Raw genomic sequence first — 26,381 nt, forward strand, 5'->3', positions numbered from 1 at the left:
GCGAATAGATGGAATTTTCGTTAATTGAATAGCTGGCAAGCTTGGGTTTTGCGACGCCCAGGCTGCGTCCGCTGATCCCGGCTTGTTCGTTGCCGCTGAATTGAGCGCTACGCGAGTCTCGCCGGCTCCGACCGGAGCAAGGGGAAGACGACAACACAGGTCAAGCGCGCGTGCGTGGCTATTTGTTAGCAAATCGAGAGCCGAAAGTTTCAGAAGGGCAAGGACAGCTTCGACTGTCGTTTGTGCGGTCAGGAGGCCGGGTCCTGGGCACCAAGCACTGGCCTAAAGTCGCGTGTTGATTGGGAAACGCCCGAAGCCGAGTGTCCAACCGTCCTCTCGTCGGGTCGACCGATCGAGCGACGATCGCCATGCTCAGCAGCCGATTGATGGTCTCGCTGCTGTCGATCAGCCAGTTAGCCAGACGCGTACCGACAACTGACCCGGCAGGTTAGTTATTCAACCGGTCAGTCGGCTTTCGCAGACCGCTCGCGCTGCGCATCAGCTGTGAGCGCCTCGCTATACCGATCGGACTGTTCGGCCCCCTTGTTAGGCAGCCCTGCGTTCTTTCCACACGAAGTCTAGGTCCTGCCCGGGCCCGGCAATCGCTGTCATCACGACACCCTTGCCGAGTTCGTGAACGATCACGCTCGTCACGAGGTGCAAGTTTGCTCGCGCCCGCTGCTTGGCGCGGGCTTCGGCCAGTAGCTGCTGAGCATGCTTCTCGACATCTTCGCGCCCTTCGCAGTCGCGGTCCTCGTCACCAAGGTCGCTGAAGATGTTGTCGTGAACGTCGAAGAGAAAACGTGGCATGGCAGTATCCGACCGATCTCCGATTGCTTGCAGGGGCGCGTTCGTCGCGTGCGTACAACGCAATATTGGATATCTCATGGCACCCCGGATGGGTTCGCCAGTCACGCATCACATTGTCGTGCGGTTTCTATAGTCCTCACGCTGGAGGCCGATCCGAATCATCGTGGACTGGCCGTGCCAGGAGCCTCGTCGCATAGAGTAGAAGCTGCCCCGGCTCAGGGCAGATTCGTGAGCGTCTTCGCTGCCGGGAGCGGATCCCGGGTCCACCCCTCGCGCGCTGACCCACTTCCGCGACGATCTACCCACCCTCGGTGAGCACCGGGTCTGCCCTCGGGTGCGAAGTCGTTCGTCCCAGCCTCTCGGCCGGGTCAGCCACCGCGTCCGAACACCTGAGCGGCCGGGGCAACCACCAAAAGGTGGCCGCAGGGCGGCTCGCGCGAGAGCACGGCGCTGGCGACGCCGACCACGTAGACGCCGCGCCGGTCACGGCCAACCACGGGGCCGCCGGAATCGCCGAAGCAGGCGCTCGATCCCACCGTCCTCGCGATGACCAAGCCGGTATTGGATGCGGCGAGCGGCTTCAGGGCCGCGGTGCGCAGGCGCCCGCCTGTCCGGCCCGACAGCCCGATGCCGGCGATCTCCAGCGAAGCCGGCACCCGTCCCGGCTCGGTGGCGAGCGGGATCGGCCTGCGGTCTCGGACGGGCGAGGAGAGCTGCAGCACCGCGAGATCGAGCGAGAGCTCGGCCAGGCTGACCTGAACGGCGTTGGAGGTGAGCATGCCGCGATCCGGGCTGTAGCGCGCGATGACGCTCGCCGCGTAGGCCGGCTTCACGGCATTCGTGCCGTTGTAGAAGATCACGACGAGCCCCACCGGGGAGCCCGACACGCAATGGGCCGCCGTGAGGATCTTGTCCGGTGCGATCAGCACGCCCGAGCAGCGCGACAGCCGCAGCGAACCATCGGCTTGCGTGATGATGCCGATGCCGGCCGTCGCCCGGGCGAGCGCATCTCCGGATCGGGCTGAGGCGCCGCCCTGAATGGCCGCGGCCGGAGATGTGCCGAAGGCGGCGAGGCCTAAGGCGAGCCCCGTTGCGGCGAGCCATCCACGTGCATGCGCCCTCCAAGCGGTGACGCACGTTGCCTTGCCATGAACTGCCACCGGCGATCCTCCTTGCACGGATCGAAGCTAGAGGAGGCCGCGTGCGAGCGCGACCGTAAAAGACGAACGCGACGGCCGCACGTCGTCACATCGGCGCGCCGTCCGCAGGTTTGGCACGCTGCTCTTCACGGCACGGTAAGTCGCGACCGCTAGGAGGTGGGAGGAGCCGCGCATCCACTGCCGTTGGCCGCCGACGGATCGTCGACTCTCGTCGCGCCGGCGCTTATGGCGTTGGGCAGAGTGCGGCCAACCGACCGGCTGCGACGAGTCCCCGCAGCGGATCGAGCGGCTTCCGCGCGGCGCATGAGCGCGCCCGCGAACCACCCATCATGCGGCCCCGACCAGAATCGTGCGGGGCTTCACCAAGGCGAGACACAGCGATGAGCGCGGCTTCGACACAGCGGGCACCCGACGTTTCTTCCTCCGAAGGCGTCGCTGCGGATGAGCTGAAACAATTCATCGAGCGCATCGAGCGCCTCAACGAGGAAGCCGACGCCATCAAGGGCGACATCAAGGAGGTGTTCGCCGAGCTCAAGGGACGCGGCTTCGACGTCAAGGCCGTGCGATCCATCCTCAGAATCAGGAAGCAGGATCACTCCGAGCGGCAGGAGCAGGAGGCGATCCTCGAGCTGTACATGCAGGCCCTCGGGATGGCCGTATAAGGTCGGACCTGTCGAAGCGCTCGAGACCGAGCGCTTCGACACATTCGTGGTTTGGAGTCCGTCCGATGAGTCGGGTCTGCCGCCGGGTGGTCTGCGGACACACGGCGCTCCCGAGCTGGGCTTCATCGCCTCCTGGAGGCGCCGCTCTTCCGGCACTCACCGCGATGAAGCCATGATCGGACGGACTCCCAGCAATGCTCAGAAGTCGCGCTGGACGCGCACGCGTGCCTGGAAGGCATCCTGTGAACTGATCGGATAGACCGGGGTCGCGTTGGCGCCGGTGCCGACCGTTGCGTTGCGATCGTTGTTGGTGACTTTGCCGTTCAGGATCGCGGCGCGCATGTACTGGCCCTCGACGCCGATATCGAGATCCTTGACCGGGGACCAGATCAGGCTCGCGCCGGCGACGATCTGGCTCGTGTCCCGCAGGACCTGGCTGTAGGGGAAGCCCGCTCCGTTTGCGGCGACCGGTAATCCGGATGTCACGAAGGGCAGTCCGAGGCCCCCGGCCGCGACCGAGCCGGCCGCCTGGCTGATCTGGCCGAACGCCTCGCGCAGGCCGCGCGGGAAGTGCATCTCGCCGTAGCTGCCGTAGAAGGCCGAACGCCATTCCGGCGACCAGTAATGCAGATACGAGATCGTGGCGGTGAAACTGTTCGAGGTCTCGATCCGGCCGGTCAGCGGATTGAGGACGGCGTCGCTCAAGAACTGGTTGAAGGCGTTGCCGTTGAACACCGTCGCATTGCTCAGGTAGGTGCCGGTATAGGCGATCATGCCGGTATAGATCGCGGCACCCTGGCCATAGGCGCCCTGAAGGTAGAGCGAGTCACCCGGCGCCACCTGCGGCAGGTTCACTTTCAGGCCGCCCTGGACGGCCCAGCCATAGGAAGTCTGCGCGCCGACATCCGCGCCCGTCAGCCTGGTCGGGTTCACCGTTCCCGCGGCCGTGCCCGCGAGCGGACCGCCGATATTGATGTCCTTCACCGCGCCCGAGAGCTGGGCCGAGCCCCACGGCGCATCGTAGCGCACGACGCCGACGAAGTCGGGCATGCGCGAGCGCTGGACGACGTCGACATATGAGATGCTCGACGGCAGTCCGTTGGCGGCGAGTGAGGTGATGACCGGTGAAGGCGCGTTGGTCAGCTGGTAGCTGATGGTCTGGCCGAGGGCACCCGCGGCCGGAGAGGTCGCCTGCGAGTAGAACGGGTTCTTGCGGAAGTTCGGGTCTTCCATCGACAGTGTCGCGGTCAAGCCGCCGCCCAGTTGCTGGGTATAGGCCAGCAGGTTCGTGGCGAAGACGTCGGAGCCGAGCGACTGGCCGATGATCTCGAAGTCGTGGGCGTAGAAGTCGAAGAACGACGAGGCGCGGCCCGCGGTCAGGCCGGCGAACTGCACGAAGGCCTTGTCGACGGCGACGTAGTCCTGGACGCGACCGAAAGAATCCTGGCCGATCGCCGGGAAGGCGTTGCCGATGCGCTGCTGCGAGCCGGAGGTCATCCGGTTGTCGCCGGTGCGGCTCGCCATCTCGGTGCGCAGGAAGGCGCGCAAGGTGCCGTAATCGGTCTGGGTGCGCGCATCGACATTGAGGCGTAGCAGCCCGCGGAACTGGCTGTTGTCGCCGTTACCTGCGCCGTTGCGGCTACCGGATTGCAGATAGCCGGCCTCCGCGCGGGCACGGCCCGAGATGCGCAGGCAGGTATCGGTGCCGGGAATGTAGAAGAAGCCGGCGCCATATGTGCCGCAGACGCGCACATACTCGATCGGTGCAGCCTTCTTCACGGGCAGGTCCGCCGCCGATGCCGATCCGGCCAGCGTGATCAGACCTGCGGTCGTTCCGAGTAGTAAGCTCTTCCAGTCAATCATAGTCGCCCCTCCAAAGATCCGAGACCGTTATGTCCGGGCGCCTGCCGCCTTTTGGCGTGTCGGGCCGACCGGATTGCTGTGACGGGAGGCGCCTGCCGCGCCTCCCGCGTGTCGATGTTCGAGGAGGCCGGGCCCTGAGCGCCCGGGCCGCCTCAGGCGGCGCGGTCGCTCGTCCAGAGTTGAGCGGGCAGCGCGAAGCGAAGGATCAGGCCGCAGACCAGGCAGAGTGCCGCGATGACGTAGAGCGCCGGGGTCGTGCTGCCGGTGAGATCCTTGATCCAGCCGACCATGGCGGGGCTGACGATGCCGCCGAACTGGCCGAGCGTGTTGATGAGGGCGATGCCGCCCGCCGCGCCGACGCCTGTCATCAGCTTGGGCGGCAGCGTCCAGAAGGTCGGGATCGACGCAACGACGCCGCTGCCGACGAGAGCGAGGGCGATCATCAGCGGCACGATGTGCCGGTCGAAGAAGCCGCAGGCGAAGAAGCCGATCGCCGCCGCGACGACGAGGCCGGCCACGAAGGACGGACGGCGGCCCGAGGCGTCGGAGAGACGGCCGATCAGCACCATCGTGATCGCGCCACAGATATACGGGATCGCCGCGAGCAGGCCGACGGTGCCGGCATCGGCGCCGCTCGCCGTCCGGATCATGTCCGGGCCCCAGAAATTGAGGCCGTAGGAGCCGACCTGGATCAGGAAATAGATCAGGCCGAGCGTCAGGAAGCCGGGCGTCTTGAGCGCACCGAGCAGCGAGACCTCTTCGACATGGCGGTTCTGCTGCGAGATCCGGGAGGCGAGCAGGGTCTTCTCACTCGGCTTCAGCCATTTCGCCTTCTCGACGGAGTCGTCGAGGTAGAGCAGCACCAGCGCGCCGAGCACGAGGCAAGGCAGGCCGCCGGCCAGGAACAGCCATTGCCAGCCGGCGAGATTCGCGACGCCGTTCAAATGCGTCAGGATCATTCCGGAGAACGGCGCGCCGACGATGCCCGAGAAGGCCGAGGCCACGAACAGCGTGGAGGTGATGCGGCCGCGATAGGAGGCAGGAAACCAAAGCGTCAGGTAGTAGAGGATGCCCGGTGCGAAGCCTGCTTCCATCGTGCCGATCAGGAAGCGCAGGGCGTAGAACTGCCACTCGCTCTTCACGAAGATCATGAGTGCCGTGGCGATGCCCCAGGAGATCATGATCCGGGCGATCCAGCGCCGCGCGCCGACCCGGTAGAGGAAGAGATTGCTCGGCACCTCGAAGATCACGTAGCCGACGACGAACATGCTCGCGCCGAGCCCGTAGGCCGTGTTGCTAAAGCCGAGGTCGCTCTGGAGCTGGAACTTCGCGAAGCTGATGTTGATGCGGTCGAAGAAGGCGAACAGGTAGCAGACCATCACCAGCGGCATCAGCCGCCAGGCGACCTTCCGGACGACACTTGCTTCTTCGGAGACGGGGACGCTGTCGGCGATATCGGCTCGCGCGGCGATGGACATGGTTTCCTCCCTCGAGGGGTTTCGGAGGCCGGTCGCTTCTGACGAGCGATCCGGCGGCAGGTGTTTCAGGCAGCGACGCGCGGGGGGGGATGGAGGTCGCAGGGGCGTCCGGCCTTGGCGACCTGGCCGGGCACGGCGTGGCCAACGAGGCGAGGGAGACCACGGGAGAGGGTAAGCAGGGCGTCGAGGTCGAGACCCGTCGCAATGCCCATCTCGTGGCAGAGGTTCACGAGGTCCTCGGTGCAGATGTTACCGGAGGCGCCCGGCGCGAAGGGGCAGCCGCCGAGGCCGCCCAAGGCCGCGTCGAAGCGGATCGCACCGGCCTCGCGGGCAGCGAGCACGTTGGCGAGACCGAGCCCGCGCGTGTCGTGGAAATGCAGGGTCAGACGCTCGGCCGGGACCTGGCGCAGGGTGGCACGCACCAACTCGCCGACCTGGCGCGGATTGGCCATGCCGGTGGTGTCGGCCAGCGTGATGCCCTCGATGCCCAGTGCGAGGTAGCGAGAGACGATCTCGGCGATCCGCTCGGGCGCCTGCCGACCCTCGAAGGGGCAGCCGAAGGCCGTGGCGACGGTTCCGTTGAGCCGGGTTCCGGTGCCGCGCGCCGCCTCGATGATACGGGCGAAGGCGACGAGCGAGTTCTCGCAGGCCATGCCCATATTGGCCCGGTTATGGGTCTCGCTCGCCGACATGACGAGGTTGAGCTCGTCGGCCCGCGCCGACATGGCGCGCTCGGCGCCCTTCACGTTCGGGACCAGGGCGACGTAGATCGTGTCCGGATGACGGGTGATGCCGGCGAAGACCTCTTCGGCGTCGCGCAGAGCCGGCACGGCACGGGGCGAGACGAAGGACGACACCTCGATCCGAGAAAAGCCGGCCCGCGAGAGCGCATCGATCAGGGCGATCTTATCGGCCGTCTCGACGAAGGCGGTCTCGATCTGCAGGCCGTCGCGTGGCGCGACCTCCTGCACGAGGATGCGGTCGGCGGCGCTCACCGCACCACCCCCGCCTTGCGCAGGCGCCCGATGTCGTCGCTGCCGTAGCCGAGATTCGAGAGGACGCCGTCGGTATGCGCGCCCAGCGCAGGACCCGACCAGCGGACCTCGCCGGGCGTGTCCGAGAGCTTCGGCGTGATGCCCGGCATCGCGACCTGGGTGCCCCCCGGCAACTCGGTCGGCAGGATCATCTCGCGTGCCTGATAGTGCGGATCGGCGACGATGTCGGCCACCGAATAGATGCGGCCCGCGGGCACGTCGGCCTCTTCGAGGGCGGCCAGGGCCTCCGCGACGGTGCGGGTGCGCGTCCAGGTGGTGATTGCCTCGTCGAGCACCGCATTCTGGGCGACGCGTCCGTCATTGCTGCGCAGTTCGGGCGCCTCGCCGAGATCGGGACGCTCGATGGCCATCATCAGCCGACGGAAGATCGCGTCGCTGTTGCCGGCGATGACAACGTAGCCACCATCGGCCGTCGGATAGGTGTTGGAGGGGCTGATGCCCGGCAGCGCACCGCCGGTGCGCTGGCGGACATGGCCGAGGAGATCGTATTCGGGAACAAGGCTCTCCATGACGTTGAACACGCTCTCGACGAGCGAAACGTCGACGACCTGTCCACGCCCGGCGCCGGTCTTGACCCGCAGCAGTGACATCAGCGCGCCGATGACGCCGTGCAGCGAGGCGAGGCTGTCGCCGATGCTGATGCCGACACGCGCGGGCGGGCTGTCCGGATCGCCGGTGGTGAAGCGCAGGCCGCCCATGGCCTCGCCGATGGCGCCGAAGCCGGGCCGGTCGCGATAGGGGCCGGTCTGCCCGTAACCCGAGATCCGGACCATCGTCAGGTTGGGGTTCAGCTCCGAGAGCACGTCCCAGCCGAGCCCGAGCTTCTCGAGGGCGCCAGGGCGAAAGTTCTCGATGACGATGTCGGCATTTGCCGCCAGCGCCTTCACGATGGCGCGGCCATCGGCGGATTTCAGGTCGAGAGCGAGGGACTTCTTGTTGCGCGATTGCAGGTACCACCAGAGCGAGGTGCCCTCGTGAAGCTTTCGCCACTTGCGCAACGGGTCGCCGTCGGTGGGCGACTCGATCTTGATGACCTCGGCCCCGAACTCGGCGAACATTCGCGCAGCAAAAGGGGCGGCAATCAATGTTCCGATTTCTAGAACACGAATCCCTTCGAGCGGTCCAGCCATCTCCGTCCCCTTGTATTGATCTTTCGAAAATCAATACTTGAGCCGGTTAATCACTGTCCAAACGTCATCCGCCATCACGCGTTCTCCAAACGAGAACGCAGCTTGGCGGTATCGCTCAGGCCGCTCCGGTGGTGAGGTGGTCGAGCAGAAGCTGCGCGGCCGGTGCGAGCGGCCCGTCCCGCACGACGAGACGCAACTCGCGTTGCGCCCAGCGGTCGCGCAGGGGAACGGCGACGAGGCCCATCGGCTGCCCGAGCAAGTCGAAGGCCCGCTGCGGCAGCACGCCGAGGCCGATATTGGCCTGGGCCATCCGGCAGACGGCATCGAAGCCCGGAACGTGCACGCGCAGCCGCAGGGATCGGCCGCTGCGCTGAGCCTCGCCGCGTACCGTCGCGTAGATCGAGCTTTCCGCATGCAGCCCGACGAAGTCGTGGTCGAGGCAATCCTCGAAGGCGAGCGACGGGCTGTCGGCGAGCGGGTGGTCGTGGCGCATCACCAGCACGAGCTTGTCGCTGCGGTAGAGCCGGCTGCGCAGCTCGTGCGTCGGCACATTGTCGGCACAGATGCCGATCTCGGCCGCACCCTCCTCGATTCCGCGGACCACGCTGCTGCTCGGCCGTTCTTCGAGGTCGAGCCGGATTCCGTCCTGGCGTTCGAGGAAGGAGCGCAGGTCTTCCGGCAGGAACTGCACGATGGCCGACAGGTTCGCCAGCACGCGGACATGCCCGCGCACACCACGCGCGAAATCCGCCAGTTCGAGCGAGATCTGCTCGAGATTGAATAGCATCCGCCGGGCATGGTGCAGCAACGTCTGGCCGGCGGGCGTCGTCGTCATGCCCTTGGTGCCACGTTCGAGCAGCTGCACGCCGAGCGATGTCTCCAGCTCCACGAGCCGCTTGCTGACCGCCGAGGGAGCGATGGCCTCGCGATGGGCTGCGCGGGTGAGGTTGCCCTCCTCACAGATCACCGTGAAAAGCTGCAGCGTCCTGAGGTCGAGCCGCCTCAGCAGGCTAGGTGACAGCATCGAGATTCCGACGATCGCCCATCGTGACGCGCCGCGCCGCTGGCGCGATTCGTCCGTTTCCCCCTATCTGAATTATCCTGCTGGTTGCGATCCCGCCATCACAGCTGGTCACCTGGCACGAGGAATTCGCGGCTGCCGGGAAAGACAGCCGCGAATCCCGCTGTCCGCCGATGCGGCGCCCGCTCCGGCCTTAGAACGGCGCGGTGCCGACCGGATCGACGTGGACGAGCTTCTTGTTCACGAACTCCTCGATGCCGGCCTCCGACAATTCACGGCCGAAGCCGGAATTCTTGGCGCCGCCGAAGGGCAATTGCGGCGTGGTGCCGAAGGGGCGATTCACGAAGACCATGCCGCTGTCGATCTGTGCGGCGATGCGGGCGCCGCGCGCCGTATCCGCCGTGAAGACCGAGGCTCCGAGGCCATAGGCCGTGTCGTTGGCGAGCCGGATCGCCTCGTTTTCGTCCTCGACGACGAAGAACTGCGCCACGGGGCCGAACAGCTCCTCGCGGTAGACGGGGTTCTCGGGCGAGATGTCGGTGAGCACCGTTGGTTCCAGGTAGAAGCCGGCGCGGTCGATGCGGTGGCCGCCCACCGCGACCTTGGCTCCGCCGTCCTTGGCACGGTGGATCTGGTCGACGAGCAGGTTGAGCTGCCGCTCCGAGGAGAGCGGACCGATCCCGGTCTCACCGTCGGCCGGATCGCCGGCCTTCAGTGAGGCCATCGCCTGGCTGAAGCCGCCGAGGAAGGCCTGTCCGCGCTCCTTGCCGACCACGATGATGCGCTTCGAGGCGACGCAGCACTGCCCGCAATTGAACAGGCGCCCGACCATGGCGCTGCCGATCGCCCATTCGAGGGGCGCGTCCTCCAGCACGATGAGCGGGTCGCTGCCGCCGAGCTCGAGCACCGCCTTCTTGAGGTTGCGTCCAGCGCGCTCGGCGACGGATGAGCCGGCGCGCTCGCTGCCGGTCAGGGTGACGCCGCGGACGCGCGGATCGTCGATCAGCCGGCCGGCCTGCTCGATGGTGGCGAAGATGTTGGTGTAGACGCCCTCGGGCGCGCCGGCCTCCTCGAACAGCCGGGCGAAGGCGAGCGCCGATTGCGGTACGCTCTCGGCGTGCTTGAGCAGCACCACGTTGCCGGCCATGAGCTGCGGGCCGACCACGCGAGCGACCTGGTAATACGGGAAGTTCCAGGGCTCGATCGCCAGCAGCACGCCGATCGGGTCGATCTGGACTTCGGCGTTCGGGACATCCGCGACGGGTTTGGGCTTCAGAAAGCCCTCGGCGCGTGCGGCATAATATTCGAGGATGCCGGCGGCGAGGTCGATCTCGGCATGGGCCTCCATGGCCCGCTTGCCGACCTCCAGAACCAGGTAGCCGGTATATTCGTCGATCCGCTCGCGCAGGATCGCGGCGGCCTTGGCCATGACCTTGGCCCGCTCCGCGACGCTGCGCTTGCGCCAGTCATTCCGGAACGTGTCGTGCGCCGTGGCGAGCACGCGGTCCAGGTCGCGATCGCTGATCGCCGCGAAGGTCTCGACCACCTGTCCGGTAGCCGGGTTCACAGTCTGATAGGTCATCGAACTCTCCTCGAGAAAGATCGGAGCGGCCCGGCCTGCATGGGTCTTGGACGGCGCGGCCGCGTGCGGTCGCAAGATCGACGAGCGCGGCAGAATGCAGCCGCCATGTGGTTTAACTTTGCAACCTTTGACACCTAAACCCGAGCGGTTTAGATTTGCAACCGATTTCTTGCAGGCTGCGGCACCCGTTCCGATGAAAGGAAAGAAGACCGACTTCACCGATGCCGATTGCGGCATCGCCCGCTCGCTGGGCGTCATTGGCGACTGGTGGTCTCTGCTGATCGTGCGCGAGGCGTTCCGCGGGGTTCAGCGCTTCAACGAGTTCCACAAGAGCCTCGGGATCGCGAAGAACATCCTCTCGGCGCGGCTCAAGAAGCTCGTCGACGAAGGCATCCTGAGGATCGAGGAGGACGAGCCGTCTTCCGGGAGGAGCCGCTACGTCCTGACCGAGAAGGGCGAGCGTCTGTACGTCGTGCTGATCGCCCTTTGGCAATGGGGCGAGGCCGACTGTTCGGACGAAGTCGCGCTCAGCCGCACGATGTTCGACGCGGTGACCGGCAAGCCGCTCGCGCGACTGGAGGTGAAGGGCGAGGACGGTCGCGTGGTCGGCGCGCGAGAATTCATGCCGGCGCCGAGGCCCGGCACGGCATGATGGCCTGCCGATGCGCCATCAATGGGCATCGGCGCTGGGGCCCTTCGGCGGCCCGACCTTGCGCATCAGCGGCACGAGCGCCGTGGCGAACACGAAGCAGATCGTGATGGCGACGAAGGCGTCGGCATAGGTCATGGTCTGCGCTTCTCGGTAGGCGAGCGACCAGAGCTGCTTCACGGCGGCAGCGTGGCCGTGGTCGGCATCGCCCGAGAAGACCCCCGTCGTCCGGCTCTCGATTCCACGCATCGTCGCGAGCATCGTCGCGTTCGTCGTGTTGAGATGTTCGGCGAGCCGCAGGAAATGCAGGTTGGTGCGATCGTTGAGGATCGTCGCGCAGGCGGCGATGCCGATGGCACCGCCGAGGTTGCGCATCAGGTTGAACAGGCCCGAGGCGAGCTTGAGCTTGTTCGGGGCGAGGCCGCCGAGCGTCAGCGTCACGGTCGGCGCCACCGCGAATTGCTGGGCGAAGCCACGCATGGCCTGCGGCCAGAGCAATTCGGTCGAACCCCAGTCATGGGTGATCGGCGTGAAGTTCCACATGCTCAGGCCGAACAGGCCGAGCCCGAACATCATCAGCCAGCGCAGGTCGATGCGCTTGGCGAGGATCGCGTAGACCGGGATCGCCATCACCTGGAACACGCCGGTCGAGAACACGGCGAGGCCGATCTGCAGAGCCGAGAAGCCGCGCACGCGGCCGAGGAAGAGCGGCGTCAGGTAGATCGTCGCGAAGATGCCGATGCCGGTGATGAAGGAGAACAGGCAGCCGAGCGCGAAGTTGCGGCTCTTCAGCGCCGTTAGGTCGACGATCGGATGCGCGTAGGTGAGGCTGCGCCAGATGAAGCCGATCCCGGTGAGCACTGAGATCCAGGCCGTGGTGCGGATGGTCGGGTCCTCGGTCCAGTTCCAGCGCGGGCCTTCTTCCAGGGTGTATTCGAGGCAGCCGAGACAGGCCGCCATCAGCACGATGCCGAGCCAGTCGGTGGTCTTGAGGAGCGACAGGTCGGGCTCGTCGACGCGCACCATGATCGGCACGACAATGGCGATGAACACGCCCGGCACGAGGTTCACGAAGAACAGCCAGTGCCAGGAATAGTTGTCGGTGATCCAGCCGCCGACCGTGGGTCCGAGCGTCGGCGCCAGCGAGGACAGCGCGCCGATGGTTGCCGCTGCGAGCTGGATCTTCTTGCCGGGGAAGAAGGCGAAGGCCGTGGTGAACACGGTCGGGATCATCGAGCCGCCGAGGAAACCCTGCAGCGCCCGGAAGGCGATCATGCTCTGGATGTCCCAGGCCCAGCCGCAGAGCAGCGAGGTCGCCGTGAAGCCTGCTGCCGAGACGCAGAACAGCCAGCGGGTCGACATCACCCGGGCGAGGAAGCCCGAGAGCGGGATCACGATGATCTCGGCGATGAGGTAGCTCGTCTGCACCCAGGCCACTTCGTCCGGGCTCGCCGAGAGGCCCCCACCGATATCGCGCAGGGAGGCCGAGACGATCTGGATGTCGAGCAGCGCGATGAAGAAGCCGACGCACATCACCGCGAAGGCAAAGACCTTCTGGGAGTCGGAGAGCTCGCGCTTGGCCGGCGCGGCGGTGGTCATCGGTCGAGCTGGCCGACCAGCTCCCCGTCGCGCTTGGCCGGGAAATCCGGTTCCGGGTTGCCGCCGCGGCGATCGACCGAGGCCGTGACCGAGAGGCCGGGGCGCAGCTTTCCGAGCCGACCACCCTCCCCGTCCAGGCGAATGCGCACCGGCACGCGCTGCACGATCTTGGTGAAGTTGCCGGTGGCGTTCTCGGGTGGCAGCACGCTGAACTGCGCGCCGGTGGCCGGCGCCAGGCTCTCGACATGGCCGGTGAAAACCTCGTCAGGCAGCACGTCGGCGACGATGTTCGCGCTCTGGCCCGGCTTCATCTGCGCGAGCTGGCTTTCCTTGAAGTTCGCATCGACCCAGAGGCCGTCGGCCGGCACCAGCGCAACCAAGCTCACCCCCGGCATGGCGTAGGAGCCGGTGCGGGCGCTGCGGTTGCCGACGAGACCGTCGATCGGCGCGCGGATCTCGGTGTAGCCGAGGTTGATCCGGGCGGTTTCGCGCTCGGCCCTCGCCTGATCGCGAGCAGCCTCGGCCTGCCGCTTCTGCGTGTCGATGACGGCGATGCGCCGCTCGGCGGCTTCGAGGTTCGCCTTGGACTTGTCCACGGCGGCCGAGGCCTTCTTGTCGTCGGCATCCGCTTGCTGGAAGCGCTGCTCGGATGCGTATTGATTGGCCGAGAGCTGGCGGTAGCGGGTGTAGTCGAAGCGGGTACGGGCCGCCTCGGCGCTCGCCGCCGCAAGGTCTGCCTTAGCCTGTGCGATCACCGCCTCCTGCAGATGGCGGTTGGCGTCGAGGTTGAGGAGCGTCGCCTCCTGGGCGGCCACGGCGGCTTCAGCCTTGGCGAGGGCCGCGCGGTAATCGCGGTCGTCGATGCGGATGAGCAGGTCGCCGGAGCGGACGCGCTGGTTGTCGGTGACGAGGACCTCCGAGACGAAGCCGGAGACGCGCGGCGCGATGACGGTGACGTCGCCGCCGACATAGGCGTCGTCCGTGCTCTCGAGGAAGCGGCCGGTCTCCCACCAGTAGCGACCGTAGATGCTCCCGCCGATGACGGCGATGAGCGCGATGCCGATCAAGGCAAGGCGCTTGATGGAGGGCCGCTTGCGCGAGGCCTTCTCCTGGGTCGGAGCCGACGTCTCCATCAGTGCGTCGACAGTTGCGGTGCCGCTCATCGTTCCGTGCCCCTGTCGATCAGATCGCCGTCTTCGGCTCGAAGCGGCGGCGCAGGCCCGGTGTCGCGGCCGGACCGGCGACGACGCGCACGCCCTTGGCGAGGGGGCGGCCGGTGCGGGCATCGACCACCATCGGCTCGATGGCATCGCCGGTCTCGGGATCGGTCAGGACGACGCTCTCTCCTTCTGGTGCCAGATGCCGGTTGCCCCAGGCAAAGAGCGTCCAAAGGACGGGGCGGAAGTCGCGCCCCTTGTCGGTGAGGACGTATTCGTGGCGGGGCGGCCGCTCCTGGTAGAGCCGCCGTTCCAGCAGCCCGGCCTCGCACAGCCCCTTGAGGCGGCGCGTCAGCATGTTGGGCGCGATGCCGAGGCTCTGCGCGAATTGGTCGAAGCGCGTCAGCCCGTAATAGGCGTCCCGCAGGATGAGGATGCTCCACCACTCGCCGACCTCTTCGAGGGAACGGGCGACGGGACACGGCATCTGGTCGAAGGATGTGCGTTGCATGATGATAGTTACATCCGACTTGCTTGCATGAAGCAAGTGACTTTGCGCACACGGACGATCGATTGGCGAGCTTGGGCCGCGGGGAAGGACGGCTTGGCGGCCGGAAACGGCTCAGCGCTGTGATCGATGCCAAGCGCAGTCCGTTCGGTTGGCGCACTGAATCCAGCCGGTAGGCTCGCTGCGCAGAGACAATCAAAAATCCGCTTCGATTCAACCAGATAGGGCGTGCGATATAAAGTCATCGCGCACGAATGACGCTTCTGAAGATATGACTGTTTAGATTTCGCAAATAGCCAAGCTTCAAACAATTGCTTTAGACTTGAGCGATAACTTGACACAGAGGGCGAAATCGAAACGGATGAGTTCACGAGTTCCTGACTGGGGATCGCGTCATGCCGAGCCTTGCAGGGTCAGCCAGTTTAGCTGGGCATCTGCCACCTTCAGGGCGTGCAGCGCCCGGTCCGAAGGGGTTGCCGCTCGTCGGCAGTCTGTTCGACTTCGCCCGAGATCCAATCGCGTTTTTCGAAGGCTGTGTGACCCAGTACGGCGACTTCGTTGCGTTCAGATTCGGCCCCCAGACATCGTTCCTCCTGAACGATCCGTCGGAGATCGAGCGCATTTTCGTCAAGGAACACAAGGCGTTCCCAAAGGCAGAGCATTTCTGGCGGCAAGTGAGGGCTGTCTTCGGCGATGGTTTGCTGAGCAGCGAGGGCGCCTTCTGGCAGCGACAGCGCCGCCTCGCGGCTCCGGCGTTCACGCCGCTCGCGCTCTCCCACTACGCTCGGGCCATCGTGCTCGCCAGTGAGCAGATGGTCAGCTCATGGCAAAGTGGCGAGGTGCGAGACATCCACGCCGACATGATGGGCCTCACGCTCAAAATCACGGCGCAGGCGCTGTTTGGCACCCAGGTCGATGACGACGTAGCGGAGGTGGACGCGGCGCTCGACGACGTCATGGAGGAGATTGCGGCACGCATCAAACGTCCGATCCTGATTCCCGATGCCGTGCCGCTGCCCGGCCACCTCCGATATCGCCGTGGCCTGACGCGCCTCAACGCCATCGTCGAGCGGATCATATCGGAGCGCCGGGCCTCGCCGATCGAGACGAACGACCTCCTGAGTCATCTCATTCACGCGCGCGACGAAGACGGGTCGAAAATGTCTGATCGTCAGCTGCGAGACGAGGTCATCACCTTTCTATTGGCCGGTCACGAAACGACGGCGCTGGCACTCTCTTGGTCGATCTATCTGCTCGGGCAGCATCCTGAGATCGACGCGTATGCCGCGACTGAAGCACAGCGCGAAGCGAAACAGGGAGCAGAGCCAACGGACTACATTCCACGTCTACATCGCTGCAGTCATGTGATCACCGAAAGTATGCGCCTCTATCCGCCCGCGTGGGGGTTGAGCCGCGAAGCCGCACGCGACTGTGAGATCGGCGGCTATCGGGTCAAAGCGAAAACACCGATCTTCACGTTACCTTGGATCCTTCACCGTGATGCCCGGTACTTCGATGAGCCGTTGACCTTCCGCCCGCAGCGCTGGGAGGATGGCCTGGCGCAGCGATTGCCGCGCTTTGCCTATCTGCCGTTTGGTGGCGGTCCACGCATTTGCATAGGCAACCGGTTCGCCCTGATGGAGGCGACGGCCGTATTGGCGACACTGCTGCGACGGTTCCGGTTCGTCGGTCAGTCGGATCGGGCGCCGAAGCCGTTCCCCTCGATCACGCTTCGGCCCAAGGGCGGCGTGTGGGTGAAACTCGAAGCGAGATCCTGAGGGCGACGATTGCAGCCACTCGCTTGGCTCGCGCTCAGCCGCGCGAGAGGATCTCGATGGTGCGCGGGTCTTCCTCGCCGTTGAAATAGGCGGTGAGTGCTTCGCCGAACTCCGGAAGGCTCGGGTCCGCGCGCGAGAACAGGGTCATGCTGGAGCGGAATTTCATGTCGTCCGGCGATCCGAAAATGTCGTGCGCCGTGCGGCCACTCACGGCGTTGACGGCCGCCGTGCAGGCTCGCAGGCGGTTGCCCAGGACGGGGTGCTGCAGGTAGGCGCGCGCCTCCTCGAGGCCGCCGATTGCGTAGCGTCGCGCCATCTCGCTCGCGCCGAGGCCGGAGCACTGCGGGAAGACGAACCACATCCAGTGGCTGCGCTTGCGGCCCGCGGCGAGTTCCCGGAGCGCCTGATCGAAGGTCGTGGTCTGAGCCTCGATGAAACGGTCGAGGTCATAGGGGTCGGCCATGGGCGTTCCAGCGGTTCACGAGAGACCAACTCCGCGGATGCCGCGCCAGGTCCCCGCCGGCGCATGACGGTTACCTCTCGGAAACAAGAAAATCCGTCTGGCAACGGGGGTTAGACACAGCCGGGCAATAGAGCGGAGTCAGAACTCTTGCGCAGAGAGGGAGAGTAGCCATGTCCGGGAAATGGATCGAGGCCAAAGGCGATTGGGTAATCGACATGACGTTGCTCGGGTCAGGTGCGCTATCGATCGCCTTCGCGGTCACCATTGGATTGCTCGCGCTGGTTCGGTGAGCGAGGTCGCGTCCGGACGCGACCTCGGATCGCACCGGGTGCCGTAACCCTTGGCGCGCGTCGGACGTTGTGATGTCATGAGCCGTTCCCTGGGAGGCGTCATGTCCGACATTCGCAAGCACCGCGCATTCGACGGGCGTTGCACGGTCTTCGCGGGCGAGGGCCTGATCATCTCCAACCTCTCCGATGAGACTGCGGACCTCGTCGTCGCGCATCTCTCCGGTGGTCCGCCCACGACGAGCAGCGCCCGCACGGTCGGCGGCCGTCGTCTGAAGGCCTCCCCTGATTCGCCGCGCATGCGGGCCTCTGGCCGTCGGACGAACTGATCGAAATCCGGTTCGGACGGAACCGGCTGGACCGGCCTCGCGTCTTCCGCGGCCCCTCCCCTGACCGTGCATGGCGCGATGCGAGGCGAGGCCTCGTTCGACGAGATGGCCTGCTACGATCGCTACCGGACGACGTCAGGATCTGGATCCTCCTCGGGCGGCGGCGCGGGGCGCGCGCCGCGCGGTGCCGCGGTGACGGTGTCGGGCGCGGCTCTCGGTGCGCGGGCCTGCGACTTCGCGGCCGCCCCCGGGGTGCCGGCAGGACCGCGTGGGCCGGCGGGGCCGGGCCTTCCGGCAGGACCAGGAGGTCCGGCAGGTCCCGGATGTCCGGCGGGTCCCGGCGTTCCGCTAGGACCGGGCTCACCCGCCGGTCCGGGCGGACCTTGAGGGCCAGCGCTGCCCGGGCCGCCCACCTCTCCCGGTGGCCCGGCTGGGCCGGGCTCGCCCTTTTCTCCCGGAGCGCCGGGCGCGCCATCCGCGCCATTCCGACCATCGGCGCCCGGCGGCCCGCCCGGGCCAGCCTCGCCGCGCTCGCCTTGCGGCCCGGCTGGACCGGCTTCGCCGGGCGGCCCCGTCTCGCCCGGCAGGCCGGGCGGCCCCGGGATGACGGAAGTCACCGTTGCGCCGATCGGCCCCTGCGGTCCCGGCGGACCCTGCTGGCCGCATTCGGCGACCACGGCCTGCCGCTCCTGGCGTTCCGTACGCAGGGTGACGATGCAGGTCGCCGGATGATGGACGACCCGGAACTCGAAATTGCCCTTGGCATCGGTGCGGCGTGCGAACCCGCCGTCGAGGGTGATCTCCGCATCGGGCTCGCCGGCCGAGCCGAGTACCCAGAGCTCGCCCGCCGTGATCTTCGCCGCCTGGATCTCGATCTCTGCCCGGGCCGGCACGGCGCCGAGCACCAGGGCCAAGCCTGGAAAGACGAGCCAGGGTGATCGGCCGATCGACATGAGGCTTCCGGCTGTTCGACGCAGGCGACAGCTTGACGTTTTCCCGGCCGTTCCGAAAGCCGTATCGGAAAACTGCACACCGCAAGCTTATGGACCGCGGCCGTTCCGGGCGCTCGCTGTTTCGGATCATCACTGGCGTCATGATGCACGTGATCACTGTGCCCGACATCGGCGACGACCCGGAGCATCACCGACGCCGCCGGCGCAACCGGGTTCTACAGTCGCAACTCAGCCGAGCATTGAGTCTCCAATGTCAAGTCCAAGTCGTAGATTGTCGATGGCAAGACGGGGCAGCGCGCTTGTGCTGTTTTACCTGACGAGGACTTCGATCCCGCACTCGCTTTTTTCGACGACATGCGCGATCTTCCCGCTTCCGCATCCGTTACGTAAGCACTAGGATCGTGGGTACAATTCCCACGTAGAACCGGATATCCGTGCCCCGCTTTTTCATCGACCTGCATACCGGCACCGAACATGTGCGCGATACCGAGGGGTTCGACCTGCCGGATATCGACGCGGTCCGTCACAAGCTTCTGCGGATCATGACGACGATCCTGCGCGACCTCTCGCCCGATCTGGAGCGCGAAGATTTCGTTGCCGCAGTCCGGGACGAGAGTGGCGCGTTCATCCTGCGCTCGCGGCTGTCGCTCGCGATGGAAGCGATCGAATAACGCAGTCGCACCAGAGGCTTATTCGGCCTGGGTCCAAGGAACGAGCAAAGCGGCCACGATGATCGCGATCGCGGCGAAGCCCCAAGGGCCCGTCGTCGGGAGGCTGCCGATGATCGCGATCATCACGGCGAGCAGCAATACGGCGACCACAGGATACATGACCACGATACCTCAGGCCGCTCTCTCCGGCCCAGCTTTGCAGAGTCTCGAAACATTCGAGCGGTCTCCGTCGGGTACGGGTGCTTTGCGTCGAGTCCGTGGCGAGGCATGGCAGCGGAGGCGTCGAAACCCGTCTTCACCGCAAATCGTCGACACCGTTGCTTTGCGGGAACACCGTTGTGCAGTTGCGCATTGCGCAGCGATGAGCCACGGCAGCCGGCGGCCGATCAGCGAAGGCAGGGAGTACGATGAAGCGTCTTGAAGAGCTCAAGAGCGATCCGGCGTTTCGTCAAGCGGTCCTCGCCGTAAAGGGCGCGGCCAGCACCTTAAGTGGCCGTGCGATGACGCAGGAGGAATCCGAGTTCCTCGTCAGCATGGCGCTCGCCACCTTCGCCAATGCTGGCGGATTGGGCGAATCGAGCCTGACCAAGCTCGCGCGCTTCGCCGGCAAGATCGGCCCGAACGAGAGCGTCGAGAGCCTGATCAAGCATTGATGGGAAATGAGGCTGCCTTGGCAGCCCCGCCGCTCGGAACGAAACGCAGAGCGGCGGGGCGTGTCGTGCCTGCACGACGGAGCCGATACGCAACGCGGCTCGGGCACACCTTGGCAGCAAGCGGTTAGTCGCCGTTCAATCCGCAGCTAAGCCGGTCGTCCCGGAACGGGAACGAATGCGTCTCGGGGTTATTTTCCGCTGGTATTGCCGTTGTTGCGCTGCTGGCAACGGTATCCGGCGAAGCAGTTCGGATCGTCGAGAGCTGGCTCGAAGGCCGGGACCGCCGTGACCTCGCCCTGACAGGCGCCGCTGTCGACGAAGACCAGCTCATAGGCGTGCGCGCTCGTTGCGAGAACGACCGCGCCCTGCCGCGCAACGATGCCCTTCACTGCCGAACAGGTCAGGGCAGGCGTGTAGGGCCGTGGCTGCGCGATTGCCGTCGCCGCGGAGAGAGCGAGACAGAGAATCGAAACTGCGACGCGCATCGGAAGAGGCTCGTTCCGGCGATCCGGACTGAATCGCGCTCAGCTCTGACTTGCCTGCGAAAAACGCTCTCTGCAACGGGGTCGAGCTTTGTCCGCCAGAACGGTCTCGCTCAGATGCACACAGGCGATCTGCTGCGGTTAGGCGATCGCGTTACCGTAGACGAGGTTTGCCCGGCTCTCGAAGGCATCGGTGAACTTGCGAAAGGCTTTGTCGAACATCTTGCCCATGACCAGGCCGAGGGCGAAGCTCTTGAACTCGTAGGTGATGAAGAACTCGACGTTGCAGCCGCCATCCGCCGCTTCCTTGAAGGCCCAACGGTTTTCGAGATGCTTGAATGGGCCGTCGATATACTCGGCTGTGATCTTCAGGTTTGGTCGGTCGAGGCCGACGCGGGTCGTGAAGCGCTCGCGTATCGCCTTGTAGCCGACGCCCATCTCCGCAATCAGCACTGGATTGCCGTTGACGGCTTCCTGGCGACGCAGAACGCGCAGAGACTCACAGAGCGGCAGGAACTCCGGATAGCGCTCGATGTCGGCAACGAGGTCGTACATCTGCTGCGGCGTGTGCCGGACGTGGCGGGTGATGCGGAACGACGGCATCAGGCGATTGCCGCTTCGCGGTTGACGCCGAGCTTGGCGAGGCGGGCCGCCTTGAGCCGGGCAAAATCCTCACCCGCATGGTGCGAGGAGCGCGTCAACGGGGTCGCCGAGACCAGCAGGAAGCCCTTGGAATAGGCGGTGCTCTCCAGGCTCTTGAACTCGTCCGGCGGCACGAAGCGGATCACGGCATGATGCTTGGAGGTCGGCTGGAGGTATTGGCCGATCGTGAGGAAATCGACGTCGGCCGTGCGCAGGTCGTCCATCAACTGCACGACTTCGTTCCGCTCCTCGCCGAGGCCGACCATGATGCCGGACTTGGTGAAGATCGTCGGATCGAGCTCCTTCACCCGTTGCAGCAGATGCACCGAGTGGAAGTAGCGGGCGCCCGGGCGAACGGTCACGTACTTGCCCGGCACCGTCTCGAGATTGTGGTTGAACACGTCGGGCTTCGCCTCAACGACGCGTTCCAAGGCCCCGGGTTTTCTGAGGAAATCAGGCGTGAGAATCTCGATCGTGGTGTTCGGGCTGGCCCTTCGGATCGACGCGATGGTCCGCGAAAAATGCTCGGCCCCCCCGTCGGCGAGGTCGTCACGATCGACCGAAGTCACGACGACGTGGTGCAGACCGAGTTTGGCCACCGCGTCGGCGACCTTATCGGGCTCCGCTTGATCGAGCCCCTGTGGGAGGCCGGTACGCACGTTGCAGAACGAGCAGGCTCGCGTGCAGGTGTCACCCATGATCATGAAGGTGGCGTGCCGCTTCTCCCAGCACTCGCCGATATTTGGGCAACCCGCCTCCTCGCAGACCGTGACGAGGCCGTTCTCGCGCACGATCTTGTTCGTCTCGGCCCAGGCTTTCGAGCCGGGGGCGCGAACGCGGATCCAGTCAGGCTTCCTCTGGATCGGATTGTCCGGTCGGTGCGCCTTCTCGGGATGACGCGGGCGCGCGACGGTGCCTGCGGCCTTGGGCCGGCTATCGTTGTTTAGGAGGTCGAGGACGACGGCCATGAGGGTCTGGTACTGGAGGACGCGGGCCTGCGGTGCCCGAGCCATGATCTAGGACGCGGGAACGCTCGTCGCAAACGATGAGTGCTGCGTCCAGCCGATACACACGGGATGCAACCATCGCGAGGACGGCATGCTCATGGGCTGCTCGTGGCCATGCTCATGGCCGGTCCCGAGCAGTGGGGCTCAGGCCCCGGCGATCATTGAGCGGGAGCGGAGCTGTACCGGGTCGGCACGCCATGAGGCAGGCTCAGGCCGTAGGCCACCTGCGTCGCCTGGATCGATGGCATGCGCGGACGTGGCGCGCCGGTGGCGAAGGCGTCGGGCGCGTCGGCGAGAGCGGCCATCTGGATCGGCACGAGCTTGCCGGAGGCCGTCTGGACTACGGCATGCGGCAGCACCGCCGGAAGATAGCCCTCGCGATCGGTCTTCTCATAGAACTGGTTGCCGCCGGCCAGCGCGACATAGTGCATGTTCGTGTACGAGAAGTGGTAGCCGGCGGTATGGAAGTGCATCGCCGCGCCGACTTCCTTGTGGCGCTCGCCGGCGAGGATCAGGTCGGCGACCTTTTCGATGCGGGGGCGATCCTGTTCGCGCACCGGCTTGGTGAGCACGCCGTTAGCGAATTGCCGCTTCTGGCCAACCACCTCGCAGACGCTGCCCGGATATTTCGGGTTGTCGAGGCGGTTCATGACCACCGTGCCGACGGCGAGCATGCCGTCCTCGTCCGTGCGGTTCGATTCGAAATACATCGCGCGGGCGAGGCATTCGCGGTCGGCGCGGGTCGGTGTCTGGACGATCTTGGCGTTCTGCGCCGTCTGGATGGAACCGGTGGTCATCTCGCCGGTGGGGAGCACCCCGCAGCCGCCCAGTCCAGAGCCTGCAAGGCTGACGAGGAGAAGGCTGCCGATCAGGCTGCTCTGGTTCCGGCGCATGCGAGTTCCTCGTAGCGTTTTGCCAAGGCGTTCGCTGGGGCCACTTCCTTCGACGTTTGGATCGGGTCGACGTCGATGAAGGAGGCTTCAGGGAACGACTCTGCCGTCGAGCCCCAGGATCGTTAGCCGAAGCTTAGGCGTAAAGGGTTTCAGAAACCCTATCGCGGGAATAGCCACGCTTCTTTGGCGCCTGTGACTTCAGTGCCACGCCTGCGTCCAAAGGGGTTGTCTTCCCCGTGCAAGGGCCCATGCCAGGTCACGGAATCGGTCCGGCGGGACGGATTTCGGCCAGAATGGACAACAGGCCGTGTGCGCCAACGCACCGATTTCCACCAACTGCAGTTTAAGCTCGGCTTGGCGGCGGAGCTTGAGCGATCGGGTCGCGACTCCGATCAACGGTCGGGATCGAACTTTCAGCTTGGGCGTTGACTATCGCGATATTGCACCGCGAAAGGCCAGCCCATGTCCGATCTCGCCACGCCGATCGACGCTGCATTGAACGAAGCCTCCGAACTCGGCCGTGCCGCGCTGGAGACTTGCCTCGAAAAGTTCGCGCCGGACGTCCGCGAAGCGTTCTGGAACGCCATTGGCCTTTATTACTCCAGCCGCCGCCACCCCGGCGCCGAGGAGACGAAGACAGAGCCGGAAGCGGAAGCCGTCGCAGCTTGAGGCGCCTCCCCGTTCTCAATGGGACCGCGCCCGGCACATAAAGTCGTGCTCGGGAAGGTCGGCAATTCGGCCCTGCGCGGCTTCGGCTTGCTCAGCATGCCGAAGCCGGGGAGCCCGAAACGCGAAATCCCCTCCCCGGCGAACCGATCCACTGTCCCAGCGTTGAAGGCCGTCAGCGGCGCCCGTCGTCGAGCCGCACGCCAGCAGTAGAGCGCACATCCCCATGCGGACAGGATCGAAAGTCGGCCTTGCGGCCCTCGCCTTGGTGCTCGTGGGCGGTATCTCCTTCTTCAAATTCATCATGTATCCCGAGCAGGCCACGCTCGATTACTCGGCCGGCATCGGTGCCAGCCCGACCCTGCCGCCGCCCAACGGCACCGTGATGCCGACGGTGAACATCGCCACCGTCGTCGGCTGGCAGAACGGCGCCAAGCCGACGCCAGCCCAGGGCCTGGCGGTCCAAGCCTTCGCCACCGGCCTCACCCATCCGCGCTGGGTCGTAACGCTGCCAAACGGCGATGTGCTCGTGGCCGAGACCAACAAGCCGAAGACTGACGATCCTTCCACCGGCATCGCCGATTGGGTGGCCGACCACGTCAAGGCCATGGCCGGCGCCGGCGTGCCGAGCCCGAACAAAATCACCCTGCTGCGCGACAAGGACGGCGACGGCGTCGCCGAGGAGCGCTACGACTTCCTCAAGGGCCTGACCTCGCCCTTCGGCATGGCGCTGGTCGGCGGCGACCTCTACGTCGCCAATGCCGACGCACTGGTGAAGGTGCCTTACCAGGAGGGCCAGACAGAGATCACCGCGATGCCGGAGAAGGTCGTCGACCTGCCGTCGGGCATCAACCACCACTGGACCAAGAACGTCATCGCCAGCGCCAACGGCAAGAAGCTCTACGTCACCGTCGGCTCGAACTCGAATGTCGGCGAGAACGGCCTCGACAAGGAAAAGGGCCGCGCGGCGATCTGGGTCTACGACATCGCTTCCAAGGATTTTCATGAATACGCCACAGGCATCCGCAATCCGAACGGCCTCGCCCTCGAGCCGCAAACCGGTGCCCTCTGGGCCGTAGTCAACGAGCGCGACGAGATCGGCAGCGATCTCGTGCCCGACTACATCACACATGTTCAGGAGGGCGCCTTCTACGGCTGGCCCTGGGCCTACTGGGGCAACAACACCGACAGCCGCGTGCAGCCGCCGAACCCGGACAAGGTCTCGAAGTCGATCGCGCCGGACTATGCGGTGGGCACCCACACGGCCTCGCTCGGCATCGCCTTCTCAATGGGCTCCTCCCTGCCCCAGGCCTGGAAGAGCGGCCTCTTCGTCGCCCAGCACGGCTCTTGGAACCGCCGCCCGAAGAGCGGCTACAAGGTGATCTACGTCCCCTTCGAGAACGGCAAGCCCTCCGGCAAGCCGATGGACGTGCTGACCGGCTTCCTCAACGCCGGCGAAAAGGCGCAGGGCCGCCCGGTGGGCGTCACGCTCGACAAGACCGGCGCGCTGCTGGTGACGGATGATGTCGGGAAGACGGTGTGGCGGGTGACGGGGGCGCAGGGGATGTGAGCGCTCCCTCCGCTGGGGCGCTTGCCGCGCGTCATTCCAGATTCGCGTAACGGAATTCCGATCTCCTGACTGAGGACCCCGTGCCGGGCTGCGTTGTTACGCGGTTCATGCACTTTCGGATCAGGGGGGAATTACGGGGCCTCTTCAAGCGCCCCGGATGACGGGGTGCTGGGGTGCGACAGGCCCCCGCTTCTTGCAACTCCCCGCCCCTCTCCTCTACCTGATGCCACCCAACCAACCGGATCATCACCATGTGGTGGATCGAAGCCGCGAAAAGCTTCCTGGCGGCGGCCTCGGCGCTGTTCTCCATCGTGAACCCGCTCGGCGGCGCGCTGATCTTCGCGCAGATCACCGGCGACCGGACGCATGCCGACCGGACGGTGCTCGCCCGGCGCGTCATGGTCTATTCGGCGATCGTGCTGCTCGCGTCGCTCTGGATCGGCGCCTATGTCGTCGATTTTTTCGGCGTCTCGATCCCGGCGCTCCGGGTAGCCGGGGGCCTCGTCGTGGCGGCGAGCGGTTGGCACCTCCTCAACGCGCCGGAGCGGAACGAGGACAAGAAGCAGGCCCAGGCTGAGGATGCGCGCGGCCAGGACGACATCGCATTCTTCCCGCTCACCCTGCCGCTGACCACGGGGCCCGGTTCTATTGCCGTGGCGATAGCGCTCGGTTCGAACCGGCCGACGGGCGGCGCCGAATTCGCCGCGTTCGCCACAGGCACGTCCGTCGCGGCGCTCGCGATCGCGGCGGCGATCGGCTTCACCTACAGTTGGGCCGACTGGATCACCAACCTGCTCGGCAAATCGCGCATCCGGGTGATTGCCCGGCTCGCAGCCTTCATCCTGCTCTGCGTCGGCGTTCAGATCACGATGAGCGGTGTCACCGAGGCTTTGCGTGCGGTGGGCACCTTCACCCCCAACACCTGATCGCCACGCGTCAGAAATGCTTGCCGTAGAGCGGGTAGAGGTATGTGTCGTCTGTCTGCGACGTCGCGGCCGAGCCCGACGCGATGCCGGCGCCCCCGCTGGACGGCGCCTCGCCGGTGCCATTGGTGCGGCTGACATCGAGCTGGCCGGCATTGGCGGCCGAACCCGCGATCCGTGCCCCGCCCGATCCACCGCCTGCCGAGCCCCCGAGAGACAATTGCCCGGGATTGGCGAGCGTGTTCGCCGTGCCCGGCGGGTTTGTCTGCAATCCGCCGAGGCTGATCGCGGTCGGATCGGAGGGCAGGCTTTGTGCGAGCGCCGGTGCGACCAGCAGAGGCAGCGCGGCGGCGGCCGAAAACATCGGTCTCATGGTGTCTCCTGATCGAG

At 66.0% G+C, this 26,381-nt stretch carries 28 protein-coding genes; 9 read left to right on the forward strand and 19 right to left on the reverse strand.

The window, feature by feature from the left end; translation table 11 throughout:
• Positions 1 to 546: 546 nt before the first annotated feature.
• Both HCU64_RS15120 and HCU64_RS15125 read right to left on the reverse strand, forming a co-directional pair.
• Positions 547 to 810, reverse strand: coding sequence for a hypothetical protein (locus HCU64_RS15120; RefSeq protein ID WP_233384881.1), 264 nt, complete (start codon positions 808 to 810; stop codon positions 547 to 549).
• A gap of 368 nt (positions 811 to 1,178) precedes the next feature.
• Positions 1,179 to 1,970 (reverse strand): trypsin-like serine protease, encoded by a 792-nt coding sequence (locus HCU64_RS15125; protein WP_233384882.1) that lies wholly within the window; start codon positions 1,968 to 1,970, stop codon positions 1,179 to 1,181.
• Between the two features lie 380 nt (positions 1,971 to 2,350).
• Here HCU64_RS15125 and HCU64_RS15130 point away from each other — a divergent pair, with 380 nt between their 5' ends.
• Entirely contained in the window at positions 2,351 to 2,632 is a 282-nt protein-coding gene (locus HCU64_RS15130; RefSeq protein ID WP_233384885.1) for a DUF2312 domain-containing protein, read from the forward strand.
• Between the two features lie 198 nt (positions 2,633 to 2,830).
• On the opposite strand, the gene HCU64_RS15135 is transcribed toward HCU64_RS15130, so the two are convergent.
• The 6 genes from HCU64_RS15135 to HCU64_RS15160 all read right to left on the reverse strand — a co-directional run bounded on the left by HCU64_RS15135 (position 2,831) and on the right by HCU64_RS15160 (position 10,761).
• Positions 2,831 to 4,495 carry a porin gene (locus tag HCU64_RS15135; RefSeq protein WP_233384886.1) on the reverse strand — a complete coding sequence of 555 codons (1,665 nt, stop codon included), beginning with the start codon at positions 4,493 to 4,495 and terminating at the stop codon, positions 2,831 to 2,833.
• Between the two features lie 152 nt (positions 4,496 to 4,647).
• Entirely contained in the window at positions 4,648 to 5,973 is a 1,326-nt protein-coding gene (locus HCU64_RS15140; RefSeq protein ID WP_233384887.1) for an MFS transporter, read from the reverse strand.
• Positions 5,974 to 6,038: 65 nt separating this feature from the next.
• Positions 6,039 to 6,968 carry a hydroxymethylglutaryl-CoA lyase gene (locus HCU64_RS15145; RefSeq protein WP_233384888.1) on the reverse strand — a complete coding sequence of 310 codons (930 nt, stop codon included), beginning with the start codon at positions 6,966 to 6,968 and terminating at the stop codon, positions 6,039 to 6,041.
• Positions 6,965 to 8,158: a CaiB/BaiF CoA transferase family protein gene (locus HCU64_RS15150; RefSeq protein ID WP_267922382.1), complete on the reverse strand. Its 1,194-nt coding sequence runs from the start codon at positions 8,156 to 8,158 to the stop codon at positions 6,965 to 6,967. The genes HCU64_RS15145 and HCU64_RS15150 overlap by 4 nt, the downstream gene beginning before the upstream one ends.
• Positions 8,159 to 8,273: 115 nt before the next feature.
• Positions 8,274 to 9,182: a LysR family transcriptional regulator gene (locus HCU64_RS15155; RefSeq protein WP_233384890.1), complete on the reverse strand. Its 909-nt coding sequence runs from the start codon at positions 9,180 to 9,182 to the stop codon at positions 8,274 to 8,276.
• A 190-nt stretch (positions 9,183 to 9,372) separates the two neighbouring features.
• On the reverse strand, positions 9,373 to 10,761 hold the full coding sequence (locus HCU64_RS15160; RefSeq protein ID WP_233384891.1) for an NAD-dependent succinate-semialdehyde dehydrogenase: 1,389 nt from the start codon (positions 10,759 to 10,761) through the stop codon (positions 9,373 to 9,375).
• Between the two features lie 46 nt (positions 10,762 to 10,807).
• Between HCU64_RS15160 and HCU64_RS15165 the strand changes: the two genes are divergently transcribed.
• Positions 10,808 to 11,413, forward strand: a complete 606-nt coding sequence (locus HCU64_RS15165) for a winged helix-turn-helix transcriptional regulator (RefSeq protein WP_325169980.1) — start codon at positions 10,808 to 10,810, stop codon at positions 11,411 to 11,413.
• An 18-nt stretch (positions 11,414 to 11,431) separates the two neighbouring features.
• Here the strand turns inward: HCU64_RS15165 and HCU64_RS15170 are convergent, their stop codons facing one another.
• Genes HCU64_RS15170 through HCU64_RS15180 form a run of 3 tightly spaced genes read right to left on the reverse strand, consistent with a single transcriptional unit; the run spans position 11,432 to position 14,677 of the window.
• The gene (locus HCU64_RS15170) at positions 11,432 to 13,009 is read right to left on the reverse strand and encodes a DHA2 family efflux MFS transporter permease subunit (protein ID WP_233384892.1); all 1,578 of its coding nucleotides are present in this window, start codon (positions 13,007 to 13,009) and stop codon (positions 11,432 to 11,434) included.
• Complete coding sequence (locus tag HCU64_RS15175; protein ID WP_233384893.1) at positions 13,006 to 14,172, reverse strand: HlyD family secretion protein; 1,167 nt, start codon at positions 14,170 to 14,172, stop codon at positions 13,006 to 13,008. Before HCU64_RS15175 ends, HCU64_RS15170 begins: the two co-directional genes overlap by 4 nt.
• Positions 14,173 to 14,191: 19 nt before the next feature.
• Positions 14,192 to 14,677 (reverse strand): winged helix-turn-helix transcriptional regulator, encoded by a 486-nt coding sequence (locus HCU64_RS15180; protein WP_233384895.1) that lies wholly within the window; start codon positions 14,675 to 14,677, stop codon positions 14,192 to 14,194.
• Positions 14,678 to 15,069: 392 nt separating this feature from the next.
• Here HCU64_RS15180 and HCU64_RS15185 point away from each other — a divergent pair, with 392 nt between their 5' ends.
• Positions 15,070 to 16,452, forward strand: a complete 1,383-nt coding sequence (locus HCU64_RS15185; RefSeq protein WP_233384896.1) for a cytochrome P450 — start codon at positions 15,070 to 15,072, stop codon at positions 16,450 to 16,452.
• A gap of 34 nt (positions 16,453 to 16,486) precedes the next feature.
• Here HCU64_RS15185 and HCU64_RS15190 read toward each other — a convergent pair whose 3' ends face one another.
• The gene (locus HCU64_RS15190; protein ID WP_233384897.1) at positions 16,487 to 16,915 is read right to left on the reverse strand and encodes a DUF1810 domain-containing protein; all 429 of its coding nucleotides are present in this window, start codon (positions 16,913 to 16,915) and stop codon (positions 16,487 to 16,489) included.
• Between the two features lie 391 nt (positions 16,916 to 17,306).
• On the opposite strand from HCU64_RS15190, the gene HCU64_RS15195 reads away from it, so the two are divergent.
• On the forward strand, positions 17,307 to 17,531 hold the full coding sequence (locus tag HCU64_RS15195) for a hypothetical protein (RefSeq protein WP_233384898.1): 225 nt from the start codon (positions 17,307 to 17,309) through the stop codon (positions 17,529 to 17,531).
• A 122-nt stretch (positions 17,532 to 17,653) separates the two neighbouring features.
• Here HCU64_RS15195 and HCU64_RS15200 read toward each other — a convergent pair whose 3' ends face one another.
• A complete protein-coding gene (locus tag HCU64_RS15200) occupies positions 17,654 to 18,484 on the reverse strand; it encodes a collagen-like protein (RefSeq protein WP_233385080.1) in 831 nt (276 codons plus the stop codon).
• Positions 18,485 to 18,918: 434 nt separating this feature from the next.
• Between HCU64_RS15200 and HCU64_RS15205 the strand changes: the two genes are divergently transcribed.
• Positions 18,919 to 19,155: a DUF6894 family protein gene (locus HCU64_RS15205; protein ID WP_233384899.1), complete on the forward strand. Its 237-nt coding sequence runs from the start codon at positions 18,919 to 18,921 to the stop codon at positions 19,153 to 19,155.
• A gap of 18 nt (positions 19,156 to 19,173) precedes the next feature.
• Here the strand turns inward: HCU64_RS15205 and HCU64_RS15210 are convergent, their stop codons facing one another.
• On the reverse strand, positions 19,174 to 19,320 hold the full coding sequence (locus HCU64_RS15210; RefSeq protein WP_183507692.1) for a hypothetical protein: 147 nt from the start codon (positions 19,318 to 19,320) through the stop codon (positions 19,174 to 19,176).
• A 242-nt stretch (positions 19,321 to 19,562) separates the two neighbouring features.
• Between HCU64_RS15210 and HCU64_RS15215 the strand changes: the two genes are divergently transcribed.
• Positions 19,563 to 19,808: a hypothetical protein gene (locus HCU64_RS15215; RefSeq protein ID WP_233384900.1), complete on the forward strand. Its 246-nt coding sequence runs from the start codon at positions 19,563 to 19,565 to the stop codon at positions 19,806 to 19,808.
• A gap of 188 nt (positions 19,809 to 19,996) precedes the next feature.
• Here HCU64_RS15215 and HCU64_RS15220 read toward each other — a convergent pair whose 3' ends face one another.
• The 4 genes from HCU64_RS15220 to HCU64_RS15235 form a co-directional block, all read right to left on the reverse strand.
• Complete coding sequence (locus HCU64_RS15220; RefSeq protein WP_233384901.1) at positions 19,997 to 20,293, reverse strand: hypothetical protein; 297 nt, start codon at positions 20,291 to 20,293, stop codon at positions 19,997 to 19,999.
• A 138-nt stretch (positions 20,294 to 20,431) separates the two neighbouring features.
• Positions 20,432 to 20,893, reverse strand: coding sequence for a type II toxin-antitoxin system RatA family toxin (locus HCU64_RS15225; RefSeq protein ID WP_233384903.1), 462 nt, complete (start codon positions 20,891 to 20,893; stop codon positions 20,432 to 20,434).
• A complete protein-coding gene (lipA, locus tag HCU64_RS15230; protein WP_233385075.1) occupies positions 20,893 to 21,900 on the reverse strand; it encodes a lipoyl synthase in 1,008 nt (335 codons plus the stop codon). The genes HCU64_RS15225 and lipA overlap by 1 nt, the downstream gene beginning before the upstream one ends.
• A 197-nt stretch (positions 21,901 to 22,097) precedes the next feature.
• Positions 22,098 to 22,832 carry a cell wall hydrolase gene (locus tag HCU64_RS15235; RefSeq protein WP_233384905.1) on the reverse strand — a complete coding sequence of 245 codons (735 nt, stop codon included), beginning with the start codon at positions 22,830 to 22,832 and terminating at the stop codon, positions 22,098 to 22,100.
• A gap of 462 nt (positions 22,833 to 23,294) precedes the next feature.
• On the opposite strand from HCU64_RS15235, the gene HCU64_RS15240 reads away from it, so the two are divergent.
• The 3 genes from HCU64_RS15240 to HCU64_RS15250 all read left to right on the forward strand — a co-directional run bounded on the left by HCU64_RS15240 (position 23,295) and on the right by HCU64_RS15250 (position 25,994).
• Entirely contained in the window at positions 23,295 to 23,501 is a 207-nt protein-coding gene (locus HCU64_RS15240) for a hypothetical protein (RefSeq protein ID WP_233384907.1), read from the forward strand.
• A gap of 223 nt (positions 23,502 to 23,724) precedes the next feature.
• Positions 23,725 to 25,068: a PQQ-dependent sugar dehydrogenase gene (locus HCU64_RS15245; protein ID WP_233384909.1), complete on the forward strand. Its 1,344-nt coding sequence runs from the start codon at positions 23,725 to 23,727 to the stop codon at positions 25,066 to 25,068.
• A 251-nt stretch (positions 25,069 to 25,319) separates the two neighbouring features.
• Positions 25,320 to 25,994 (forward strand): MarC family protein, encoded by a 675-nt coding sequence (locus HCU64_RS15250; protein WP_233384910.1) that lies wholly within the window; start codon positions 25,320 to 25,322, stop codon positions 25,992 to 25,994.
• Between the two features lie 10 nt (positions 25,995 to 26,004).
• On the opposite strand, the gene HCU64_RS15255 is transcribed toward HCU64_RS15250, so the two are convergent.
• A complete protein-coding gene (locus HCU64_RS15255; RefSeq protein WP_233384911.1) occupies positions 26,005 to 26,364 on the reverse strand; it encodes a hypothetical protein in 360 nt (119 codons plus the stop codon).
• Between the last annotated feature and the right edge of the window lie 17 nt (positions 26,365 to 26,381).

The organism is Methylobacterium sp. C25 (assembly GCF_021352225.1).
In the GTDB taxonomy this organism is placed as follows: domain Bacteria; phylum Pseudomonadota; class Alphaproteobacteria; order Rhizobiales; family Beijerinckiaceae; genus Methylobacterium.